5 protein-coding genes are annotated in these 12,073 nt (G+C 60.0%); 3 read left to right on the top strand and 2 right to left on the bottom strand.

The features are described 5' to 3' along the window. Positions 1-42: 42 nt before the first annotated feature. Both H4317_RS06110 and H4317_RS06115 read right to left on the bottom strand, forming a co-directional pair. Positions 43-1,629 carry a SusD/RagB family nutrient-binding outer membrane lipoprotein gene (locus tag H4317_RS06110; protein WP_185889254.1) on the bottom strand — a complete coding sequence of 529 codons (1,587 nt, stop codon included), beginning with the start codon at positions 1,627-1,629 and terminating at the stop codon, positions 43-45. Between the two features lie 33 nt (positions 1,630-1,662). Then, positions 1,663-4,806, bottom strand: coding sequence for a SusC/RagA family TonB-linked outer membrane protein (locus H4317_RS06115; protein ID WP_185889255.1), 3,144 nt, complete (start codon positions 4,804-4,806; stop codon positions 1,663-1,665). A 362-nt stretch (positions 4,807-5,168) separates the two neighbouring features. Here H4317_RS06115 and nagB point away from each other — a divergent pair, with 362 nt between their 5' ends. From nagB to H4317_RS06130, 3 genes are all read left to right on the top strand, one after another. Continuing rightward, entirely contained in the window at positions 5,169-7,088 is a 1,920-nt protein-coding gene (gene nagB / locus H4317_RS06120; RefSeq protein WP_185889256.1) for a glucosamine-6-phosphate deaminase, read from the top strand. A gap of 306 nt (positions 7,089-7,394) precedes the next feature. Next, on the top strand, positions 7,395-10,595 hold the full coding sequence (locus tag H4317_RS06125; RefSeq protein WP_185889257.1) for a SusC/RagA family TonB-linked outer membrane protein: 3,201 nt from the start codon (positions 7,395-7,397) through the stop codon (positions 10,593-10,595). A gap of 34 nt (positions 10,596-10,629) precedes the next feature. Further along, positions 10,630-11,946 (top strand): RagB/SusD family nutrient uptake outer membrane protein, encoded by a 1,317-nt coding sequence (locus H4317_RS06130; RefSeq protein ID WP_185889258.1) that lies wholly within the window; start codon positions 10,630-10,632, stop codon positions 11,944-11,946. Positions 11,947-12,073: the final 127 nt, after the last annotated feature.

The following is a 12,073-nucleotide window of genomic DNA, read 5'->3' on the forward strand; positions in this document are numbered from 1 at the left end:
CTTCAGGAAAAATAGCCAGAGAAAATACTGCCGGACTTCGCCTTAAGGACGGTCCCACCACAGCGGCTTTCCGATGTAGTCGTCGTTGGTGGTGGCACCGGCTTCGGCAAACATGCGGGCTACCTCATCGGGGTTGTAGAGGGTTTCGGTAGCGCCCGGCAGCATCCGGCGCGGGAAGCGCATAGTGGGGTCGGCATTGCCGGCCAGGGCCGCATTCACGCTGTTACCCGTTGGGTACTGGAAGTTCACGTACACGTCGGAGCTGAAATCGTAGCGGCGCATATCCGACCACGACTCCGGGTTCAGGAACATGGCAATGTACTTCTGCTCCATGATGGCGCGCGGCAGATTCGGGTTGTTGGGCGAAGCCAGCTGCGCCTCGGTCTGGGCCACGGCCGCGCTGTTGAGGTAGGTGTTAATCTGAGCTGCCGTGATAGCCGGGAACGTAACGGTAGGCGCCGAGAAGCTGCCTCCCACCCCGATTTTGGCCATGTGCGCCCGGATACCTTCCTTATACGCCGTAAGGGCGCGGCTCTTGTTACCAGCTTTGAACGCAGCTTCAGCCTCAATGAACTTGAGCTCGTGGTAGGTAATTACCTCGTAATAGCCCAGGTCGCGGGCGTACCAGCTGGCATAAAAGTCGGTGATGGTGGAGCCAGGCGTCAGGTTGGTACCAGTGGGCGTGCCGGCGCCGGGTGCGGCACCCGTGCTGGTGGTAGGAGCCATAATGCCGAAGCGCGGATCCGTAACGCCCGGAAACGTAGTGCCGTTGATGTACCGGATGAAGAACGAGGAGAACGTAGCCGGAGCAAAGTTGGCGCGGGTCGTCCCGAAAATGTTGGTCGTGTTGGCTAGCGGAGAAACGGCCGTCTGATACTGCAGCTGAGCGTCATCGGCGCTGTTGCGGAAACCTTTGTCGACCAGGGCCAGCACGGCGTTGGGGTCGTAGCTGGCTTTCTTGGTGAGGTGCTGCAGCTGGCGGGCTTTCAACGAGTTAGCCAATCGAACCCACTTGCCAGGGTCGCCTTTGTACAGAATGTCGCCACTCTCACTAGGCGTGGTGCTGTAGAGAGGCCGCGTGTTCTGGCTCGGGTCCTTGCTCATCTCCACGATGCCCTCATCCAGCAACTGGTTGATGGTGGCATAGAGCTGCTCCTGCGAGTCGTATTTGGGCTTGTAGTTGGAACCGCCCTGGTAGGCTTCCGAATACGGAACGTCACCCATCATGTCGGTGAGGTGAGCCAGAATCATGGCCTGCATGATTTTGCCAGCGCCCACGTAGTACACCGAGCCTTCTGCCTGCGCCGCCTTAATCATGGGCGGAATGTTGCCGCCCGACTGGAAGTAGGAATAGTTGAAGGTGTTGGTGCTCTGGGCGTTGGTGAAGCGGTACTGGTCGTTGCCGCCGCTGTTTACGGTGCGGCTCACCACGTTTTGCGTGATGTAAGGCGTGCGCAGAGCCGTGAACATCTGGGTCTGGATGCCGTTGCTGATGATGCTGGGCAGCAGGAAGTTCGGTGTTGCTTCAGAAGGGTTGTTCGGGTTGTCGTTCACGTCGAGAAAACTCTCGCATGAAGTAAGAGCACCTCCCCCGATGAGAAGCCCTAAAAACAGAAGGTATTTTTTCATAACAAAGAAGTCGTAAAGCTTGAAAGGCGCGGCCTAGAAGGTCACGCGCAGACCCATATCCACGCCGCGGGTAGCGGGCACGTTGCCGTAGTCGAAGCCGTTGGAGCCACCGCCACGTACGCCGGCGCCGGCTGCTGCAGTTTCAGGATCGGCACCGCTGTAGTTGGTCAACAACACCAAATTCCGTCCCGTCACATTGAGTTCCACGCCTTTCAGGAAATGCGTCCGGTCGAGCAGTGAAGTAGGCAGGTTGTAGCTCAGCGTTACGTAGCGCAGGCGGCTCCACGACGCGTCCTCGATGAACGGCGTACCCACCGCGCCCAGAATGTTCTGGTAGTAGCCCTGGGTTAGTTCAGCAGGGCGGGTGTTCTGGGTATAGGTACCGTCCGAGTTGGCCACTACACCATCAAACACGACCTGCTTGTAGCGGTCTGCAGTGCGGACACCAGTGCCGGTGCTCGTCGAGTACAGGTCGTTACCGTTAATCACCTGGCCACCCACGCGGAAGTCGAGCAGGAAGCTCAGCGACACGGCTTTGTAGGTGAGCGTGTTGGTGAGCTGCGTGGTGAAGCGCGGTGCCCGGTTGCCGGCGTAGATGAACGTGGTACCCGGAATGGGGTAGCCCGTCGTGGAGTTAATCAGCATTTTGCCGTAGTCGGGGCTGTTGGGGTCCGTAACCCGCTGAAAGTCGTAAGCCCCGATGCCTGTGATGGGCCGGCCCACAAACGCGCCGCCTTGGTGCACGTTGGTAATAAAGGCGTCGGACTGGAACACCACCGTCAGCGGCGAAGGCAGCGACTCCGTACGGTTGGTGTTGTGGTAGAAGTTGGCCAGGATGTCCCAGGTGAAGCCGCCGGCATTCTTGATGGGGGTACCGTTCAGCGTCACTTCCTGGCCCTCGTTGGTTACCACCCCGCCGTTGATGTACTGCAGAATAAAGCCGGTAGCCTGGCTCACGCGAGGCGCAATCAGCTGGTCCTTGGTACGCGAGAAGTAGTAGTTGAAATCGAGACCCAGACGGTTCTTGAGGAACTGCAGGTTGATGCCAGCTTCGTAGGAGCGGGTGCGTTCGGGCTTCAGAATCGGGTTAGAGCCGAAGAAGTCGTTGCGGAAGCCGCCTCCGATGTAGGTGTTGGTGGTGAGCGGCGAAAGCACGCGGTACGGGCCCGTGTCGCGGCCCACTTCGGCCACCGACGCCCGGATTTTGCCGTAGTTCAGGATATTGCTCTGGTCCATGCCCAGCGTGCGGGTAAACTCATAGCCCACTGCCGCCGAGCCATAGCCGAAGCCCTTGCCGAACACCTTGTTTTCATCGGGGCGTGGCAGCGTCGACGACATGTCGTAGCGGCCCTGCAACTCCACCGTCACCTGGTCATACAGCGACATGCTCAGGCGGGCAAAGTTGCCCACCAGCCGCCGCACCGACACCCGTTGCAGGGCATTGCGGTTGACGGTGTTGTTGATGCTGATGAACGTGGGGTTCTGGAACACCAGCCCGGTGTAGTCCACAGCTTCGTCGCGGCTTTGCTCCAGCGTATTGCCCAGAATCAGGGAGCCGCGGAAGTTTTCGTTGATGGTGTGGTTAAAAGAGGCCAGCGTGGTAGCCGTAATCAGGCGGTTCAGGCCCACGGTTTCCGCAATGCCACCGTTCTGGTTGCTGGCCTGCGAGGTGCCCACGGCCCGCACCGAAATGGTATGCGAGCTGGCAACGTCGGTACCAATGTTGTGGCTCAGTGTCAGGAACGGGAACGGCTGGAAGCTGATCTGCGTGTTGCCGATGAAGCGGTTGGTGCGGTCCGTCTGCGGGTTGAAACGGGCAGTCCAGTACGGGTTATCGGCGTCGGCGTCGATGCCGTTGTTCGGGGCCAGCAGGCGGCGGCGCGTGCCATCCGCATTCAGGTAGTTGCGGGCATCGTCGTTACGAGGCCAGTTCAACAGGCTCAGCAAAAATCCTCCCGACGAGCTACCGGCTGTGGTGAGCAGGCCGGGGCCCTGCAGCGTGCGGCGCCCGCCCGAGTTGAGGTACTGCGCCGAACCAGTTACGTTCAGCTTCGGGGAGAGCTGGGCGTTGCCCGAAAGGCGCACCGTGGTTTTGTCGTACTTGTTTTCGGGCGTTACGCCGGTCTGGTCCAGCCGCGAAGCCGACACGAAGAAGGTGGCCTTTTCCGTACCGCCCGACATGTTCAGGAAGTTCTGGTAAGTGTAGCCTTTCTGGAAGAAATTGCCCAGGTTGTCATACACTTCTTGCCCATCGGCGAAGCGGGCACCCCACGAGTTGCGCGTGGTAGCGTCAAACACGCCATTCGAGCCTTGGCCGTACTGGTCCTGTAGCTTGGGCAGGCGATTCACCTCATCCACCGAAAACTGTGTGCGGTAGTTGAGCGTGGTGCGGCCGGCAGTGCCTTTTTTTGTGGTAATGACCACGGCACCGTTGGCAGCGCGCAGTCCATACAGAGCCGCTGCAGCCGGGCCTTTCAGCACCGTCATGCTGGCAATGTCCTCGGGGTTCAGGTCGCCAGCGCGGTTGGGCGAGCCCACCGAGCGGCCCAGAATACCGTTGAACTGCGAGCCGCCACCAGGAGCTGTGCTTTCCTGAAACGACGAGTTGTCCATGATCATCCCGTCGATGATGAACAACGGCTGGTTGTCGCCATCGAGCGAAGTACCGCCCCGGATGACGATGGAAGCACCTTCTCCCGGTGCCCCGCCCGACGAGGTGATGTTTACGCCGGCTACTTTGCCCTGCAAGGCATTCACAATATTGGTCTGGCGCGAGTCGATGATGTCTTTGGCCTTCACTTCCTGCACGGCCGTCACCAGGTCCCGCTTTTCCTGCGGAATGTTGTATCCCGTAATTACCACGTCCTGCAGTGCCGTGGTATTCTCCTTCAGGCTGATATCAATGCTGGTGTCCTCGCCGATGGCGCGTTCCTGCGTGGTGTAGCCAATGAAGCTGAACGTGAGCGTGCTGCCGGGTGCTGCCTGCAGCGTGTAGCGGCCGTCGGCGCCGGTGCTGGCGCCGGTGGTAGTGCCCTTCACGAGCACCGTTACGCCGGGCAGCGGCGTACGGTCGGCGGCCGTCACGGTGCCCGTGATGGTGCGCAGGTTCTGCTGGGCGTGGCCCGGCAGGGCCGCGGCCATGCTCAGCGCCGGCGCTAACAAGTAGAGTCTGTTCATAATAGGAGAGTGGGATTGGGGGTGAGGGAAAAGGCGTGAAATGCGTACGGCCGAAATCCGGCTGCTAGTGGCAGTTGGATTTCGGCCGGAAAAACGTCTGCTCCGGGTCAAGTCCGAAACAACAGAAAAGGGAGACGTTCATAAGGAAAAATAAGGCAGAATGACATTAAAACCTATCATGTCCTCCGGCCAGGAGCAAAATGCGGATCAAAAGGGCGGCAAAGATGCGGATAAAGCTAGAAGTCCTGCAAAGCGAAGTCAACTATATATGGTATTTTGTTTAGTAGAAATTATGTTTTGATTGCTCCGGCGAAAGCACCAATTTTCCAGCGCTTCCTATTCTCCCACCCACTGCCTGCGCTATGTCTGCCATCAGCCCTCCCACTGCCCGCATTCCGGTCCGGATATTCTCCGATTCTGAGCACGCCTCCGTGGCAATTGCCCGCGAACTGGCCGATTTTATCCGGCACCGGACCCGCGAAGGACGCTTGGCGGTGCTGGGCCTGGCCACGGGCTCGTCGCCGACGCGTGTATATGAGGAGCTGGTGCGCCTGCACCGGGAAGAAGGGCTGAGTTTTCAGAATGTTGTGACGTTCAATCTGGATGAGTATTTTCCGATGTCGCCCGATTCGCTGCAGAGCTATGTGCGCTTCATGCGGGAGTACTTATTCGACCACATCGACATTCTGCCCGAGAACGTGCACATCCCCGACGGCACTGTGCCCGCCGACCAGGTAGCCGGTTTCTGCCGCCACTACGAGGAGCAGATTCGGGCGGTAGGCGGCATCGACTGGCAACTGCTGGGCATTGGACGCACGGGCCACATTGGCTTCAACGAGCCTGGCTCCGGCGCCGCCTCCCGCACCCGTCTCATCACCCTCGACCACATCACGCGCACCGATGCCGCCTCCGATTTTTATGGTGAGGAGAACGTGCCGCGCCGCGCCATTACGATGGGCGTAGGCACTATTCTGGAGGCCCGCAATATTGTGCTGCTGGCTTGGGGCGAAGGCAAAGCGGCGGTAGTAAAGCGCATGGTGGAGGGCGAGCCGACCGATACCGTACCGGCTACCTACCTACAGCACCACCCGGCCGTGCAGGTGATACTGGACGAAGCCGCCGCCGCCGAGCTGAGCCCGCGCAAAACGCCCTGGCTGGCTGGCGAAGTCTGCAACTGGCACGATGCAGCCCTGGTGCGCAAAGCCCTGACGTGGCTGGCCCGCCGCCTCGAAAAGCCTATTCTGAAGCTTACCGACGAAGACTATAACGAAAACGGTCTGTCTGGGCTGCTGGCCGAATCGGGCCAAGCGTATGCCATCAACATCCGCGTTTTCAACGAGTTGCAGCACACCATCACGGGCTGGCCCGGCGGCAAGCCCGACGCCGACGATACCTACCGCCCTGAGCGGGCCGCGCCCTTTCCCAAGCGGGTACTCATCTTCAGCCCACACCCCGACGACGACGTTATTTCGATGGGTGGCACGCTGCTCCGGCTGGTAGACCAGGGCCACGAAGTGCATGTGGCGTACCAGACGTCTGGCAACATTGCCGTGTTCGATGATGAAGCCATTCGGTTTGCTGAGTTCGTAGCCGATTATGACGGCGCGTTCCGCTTCGACGACCAGCCCGCCGAAACGCTCTACCAGCGCGTGGCCGACTTTTTGAAAAACAAGCAGCCAGGCCAAGTCGATTCCGATGAGGTGCAGCAGATAAAAGGTCTCATCCGACGCGGCGAAGCCAAAAGCGCCTGCCGCTATGCTGGCCTTGACCCCGACCAGCAAGCCCATTTCCAGGACCTACCGTTCTACGAAACCGGCCGCGTCCGCAAAAAGCCGCTCGGCGACGAAGATATTCGCCTGACGATGGAGCTACTGAACCGCATTCAGCCCCAACAGATTTATGCTGCCGGCGACCTTTCCGACCCGCACGGCACGCACCGGGTATGCTTGGCCGCCATCATGCAGGCCGTGCAGCGACTCAAAGCCGCCGGCACGCCCTGGCTCGATGACTGCTGGGTATGGCTCTACCGCGGGGCCTGGCAGGAGTGGGACATCGACCGGATTGAAATGGCCGTGCCACTCTCGCCCGAAGAACTTACGCGCAAGCGCCGGGCCATTTTCAAGCACCAGTCGCAGAAGGACCGGCCACTCTTCCCTGGGGCCGACCAGCGCGAGTTCTGGCAGCGCTCTGAGGAGCGTAACCGCACCACCGCCCGCATCTACGACCAGCTAGGGTTGCCGGAGTATGAAGGGATTGAGGCGTTTGTACGGTGGAAGTTCTGACAGAATTTGCTAATTAGATTGTAGCAGGAAATAAGCCTTTGAAAACGGCTGTCTGACTTGCCAGGATAACTTATCCTGGTAAGTCAGACAGCCGTTTCTATTCAGAATAGGCAGCGGTGGCCGAGCAACAGGAACTATTGGACTTTCAGGGGGGAGATGTATCCAAGCGCTGTTGGGCTAGCAGTGTGCCAGACGGGAGCTACAGTAGAAGAATATCGGAAGTAATAGCTTGTACTATTTGAATTATAAATATTATATATTAACGGGGTATTGCCTCTTTTTCCCACTCCTTTTCCCATTTCTGCTATGCGGAATACCTACTTCTTTTCGAGGCTGGCTCTGGTATTGAGTTGGCTTCTGGTCTGCGTGCTGCCTGGGGGCGCTGCGTTGGCCCAGCCGACCGATGGCACGCGGCAACTATATACTCTGCAGGGTCGTGTCACGGATGAGCGGGGGCAGGGGCTACCCGGCACGACCGTGCTGCTGGGCGGTACTACACTCGGCACCGCTACCAACACCGATGGCAACTACACGCTGCCCGTGCAAATGGCGCCCGGCAGCTACACTCTCACTTTCTCTACTATTGGCTACCGCACCCAGACACGGCCCCTTACGCTGGGCAGCAGCACGTCCGTCACTACGGATGTGGCCCTGACCGAGGCCCGGATGAACCTCGATGATGTAGTAATTATTGGCTCTACCATCAGCGTAAGCAAGCGTGAGTTGGGCAACTCCATCAGCACCGTAACGGCCCGCGACCTGGAACAGACCGGCACGGGTGGCGCACTGAATGCCCTGCAGGGCAAGCTGCCCGGCGCCCAGATTGTGCAGAACTCCGGCGACCCTTCTGGCTCCATGTCGGTGCGGCTGCGGGGTATCCATTCGTTGCGCGGCTCCTCCGACCCATTGTACGTCATCGACGGGGTGATTGTGAGCAACAACAGCACGAACGTGTCGCAGCTGGCAGCGGGGCCGGATATCGGGTCGGCCAACGCTGGCCAGAACCGGCTGGCTGACCTCAACCCCAACGACATTGCCAGCATCAACGTCATCAACGGGGCCGCCGCCGCCGCGCAATACGGCTCTCGGGCCAGCAACGGCGTGGTGCTCATCACCACCAAGCGCGGGACGGCGGGTGCCGCGCGGGTATCGGTGTACACCAGCTTCAACGTGAACGAGCTGCGCAAATCGGTGCCGGTGAACACCTATGGCAAGCAGTTCGGCTTTACAGGCCTACGCCTCTACACCATTGGCGCGCCCACTGCTCAGGAACTGGCCAACAACCCCGGCACCACTACTACGGGCATTACGCGGGCCGGCGCTACGGCGCAGCTGGCCACCAACCTCGTGGACGTGACCCGCTACAACTATTTCGATGATATTTTCCGGACCGGCTACGGCACCGATAACGGCGCCTCTATTGCCGGCGGAGCCGAGCGGACGCAGTACTTGGTATCGGTGGGGTACCTGAAGAATCAGGGCATCATTGATGGCACGGACTTCACGCGCTACAACGTGCGGGCGCGGGTAGACCAGCGCCTGACAAACTGGGCGCGGGCTTCGGTGGGCGTGGCCTACAACAACAGCTTCTCCAATGAGAAGGCCAACGGCAACGTGTTCTACAGCCCTATCAACTCCGTCAACATCACCAACAACATCTATGATATCAACCGGCGTGATGCCAGCGGCAACCTGCTGGCCGTGGAGCCCACCCGCGTCAACCCGCTGTCTACGGTGGAGGACATGAAGTTTACGCAGCGCATCAACCGCACCATCAGCGACCTGCAGGTGAATCTGACCCCATTTAAAGGAGTTTCACTCGACTACATTCTGGGCGTGGATACCTACTCGCAGGCGGGCCAAAACTACATTCGGCCCTACCCATACCAGGCCACGGCCGGCCTGCCGCTGCAGCGCTACCCCAACGGCTTTGCGGCCAACGCCAACAACAACGTGCTGCAGCTGAACTCCGACGTGAACCTGGGCTACGAGCGGCAGTTCACCGAGAACATCAAAATGACCCTGCTGGCCGGCTACAGCTACCAGTATCTGCGCGGCGAACTGGTGCGCACGCAGGGCCAGGGGCAGGCGCCGTTTATATCTACTGTAAGCGGCTCATCTAGTACCACGGTGGCTTCTGCCTATGAGTTGGACCAGTTTGATTTGAGCGGGATTTTCGCGCAGGCTACGTTCGGCTTCCGCAACCTGGCCTTCCTGACAGGTGCCATCCGCCGCGACCGGTCCTCGAAGTTCTCGGACTCCGAAACCAACCAGTACTACCCTAAAGTGAGCGGCTCGTTGGTCCTATCGGACTTGGATTTCTGGAAAAACGCGGGTTACGCCAAAGCCTTCAACTCGCTGAAGCTGCGGGCCAGCTACGGCGAGGCCGGCGGCCTGACGGCCATCGGTTCCTACGACCGTTTCTACCAGTTTTCGCCGGTGGCCTTTCAGGGGCGCGCTACCTTTCTGCCCGGCGCACGACTGGCCAACCCACGGGTGCGGCCTGAACGCGTAGCCGAGCTGGAAGTCGGAGCCGACTTGGGCTTCCTGAACGACCGGATTGGGCTGGGCGTCACGTTCTACGACCAGAACACCAAAGACCTGGTAGTAGACCGGCAGATTGCGCCGTCGCGAGGCGGTTCGTCGATTGTGGAAAACGTAGCTCGGCTCACCAACAAAGGGGTAGAAGTTCAGCTGAGCGTAGTGCCGGTGCGCACCGCCGATTTTAGCTGGGATTTCACCGCCATTTTCAGCCGCAACCGCAACAAGATTGTGGATCTGGTAGGCTCGTCGGCAGCGTTGATTGATAACGTGACCGGGGCGCCGGTGTACCTAATTAATGGGCAGCCAGCAGGCGTATTCTACGGCTCGGCCTACGCCCGCAACCCCGACGGCTCACTACTGCTGACGCCGCAGGGATTCCCGCAGGATGAACGCACCACCGGACAGAGCACCGGCGCTGTGAGCTTCACACCCGCCCGCAACGCCGATGGCCAACCCAGCTACGCCCAAGGCACCAGCATTGCCAACGTTGTTATCGGCAACCCGAACCCGGACTGGACCGGCTCGTTCAGCACCAATTTCACGTACAAGAAACTTTCGCTGCGGGTGCTGCTGGATGCCGTGCAAGGTGTGGACGTGTTCAATGCTGACTACCGCACCCGCCAAGGCGTAGGCCTCGGCGACCTGGCGGAAAAAGAGTTGAAAGGCGAGCTGCCGCGCGGCTACATCTTTGCCGTGTACAACACCCAGGAGTTTCGGGTAGATGATGGCTCGTTTGTGAAGCTGCGCGAAACCGCCCTAAGCTACACGCTGCCTACGTTCAGCAAATTCATCAGCAACCTGAACGTGTCATTGATTGGGCGCAACCTGTATTCGTGGGACGACTACAAGGGCTTCGACCCGGAAACCAGCGCGGGCGGCTCTTCCGACCTGCTGCGCGCCATCGACTTCGGCAACGTGCCGATTCCGCGCACCTACCAGGTTCGGCTGGCGGCCACCTTCTAGCCGCCTGGGTTCCCACTTTACTTCGCTTTCTGCCATGAAAAAGATACTGCTACTACTGGCTGCTCTGTCGCTCACGATGGGCAGCTGCGACAAGGAATACCTCAACCCCAGCACTGCTAGCGACGTGCAGGTGCTCACCAATTCCGATGGCCTGATTACCGTGTGCAACGGCCTACAGTCCCGCTTTACCACGGGCGGCGCGCTGAGCCCGCTCTACAACACGGTGGCGGCTGGGGGCCTGAGCACCCGCGAGCTGACGGTGATTAACGTTGGCAACATCGAGGAGTTTAACATCAGCCTCGGTGCCGGCAATGTCACGAACCTTAACGGGGTGGTGCGCAACCTCTGGACCCAATGCCAGCTCGTGCGCGCCAACGCCGACCTGGTGCTGGCCAACGCCGGCAACGCTGCCGACCCAGGCACCCGGAGCGGCATTGTGGCCTATGCCAGCATCTTCCGAGCACTGGCACTAGGCACGCTGGCGCAATATTTCCAGCAGGTACCAATTGCCACCCAAACCAACGCTCCATTCGTTGACCGCATACAAGTGCTGCAGTCGGCGGTGACGCAACTGGAAGCGGCTGCCACGCAGCTGGCTGCCGCGCCCGTTTCGGCTGACTTCAATAGCAAGATTATTGGGGGCATCAACCTGCCCAACACCGTGCAGGCCCTGATTGCGCGCTACAGCCTGCTGGCCGGCGACTATGACAAAGCCATTGCCGCCGCCGGCCGCGTAGATCTGGCCAGCCGGTCAGTTTTTGTGTTTGACGATTTAGCGCGCAACCCGCTGTTTGAAGTGGCGTTTGGCAACCGCAACGTGTTTGAGCCTACCGATGTGAACCTGGGCCTGACGGGTGCGCTGGTACCCGAAGCCGGCGACCGGCGCATTCCGTTCTACACCCGCGCCAACCCCACGGCCACCCAGAACCGCGGCACCGGCTTCTATACTGCCAGCGCCGCGCCCATTCCGGTGTATGTAGCCGGCGAGATGCTGCTGATTCGGGCTGAGGCTTACGCCCGCAAAAGCGACCTGCCCAACGCCGTGACGGAGCTGAACCGGGTGCGCACCAGCACGGCGACGGTCGTGCTGGCCAATAACTTGCCTGTCGCGCCTCCCGGCGCTGGTCTGGCCGCTTACAGTGGGGCACTTACTCAGGACGCTATTCTGCTCGACATCTACCGCAACCGCCAAGTAGAGCTGGCTTTTCAGGGTTTCCGACTCGAAGACAGCCGCCGCTTCAACCGGCCCGGCCCTGGGGGAGCCGGCTCTGAGCGCAACCGCAACTTCTATCCGTATCCGCGGGTAGAGCGCGAAAACAACACTGCTACGCCCGAAGACCCAGCTATTTAGCTTCATTGCTAAGTTAAGGTGTAATACAAAGCTCTTTTCCGGCTACCATCCGGAGGGGAGCTTTGTTAGCTTTAACCCCTGCCAGCTGCTACAGCCCACCGTTCACTTACCGCGCTATTTCCCTCTG

Origin of the sequence: Hymenobacter sediminicola, from assembly GCF_014250515.1 — a bacterium.
Classification (GTDB): domain Bacteria; phylum Bacteroidota; class Bacteroidia; order Cytophagales; family Hymenobacteraceae; genus Hymenobacter; species Hymenobacter sediminicola.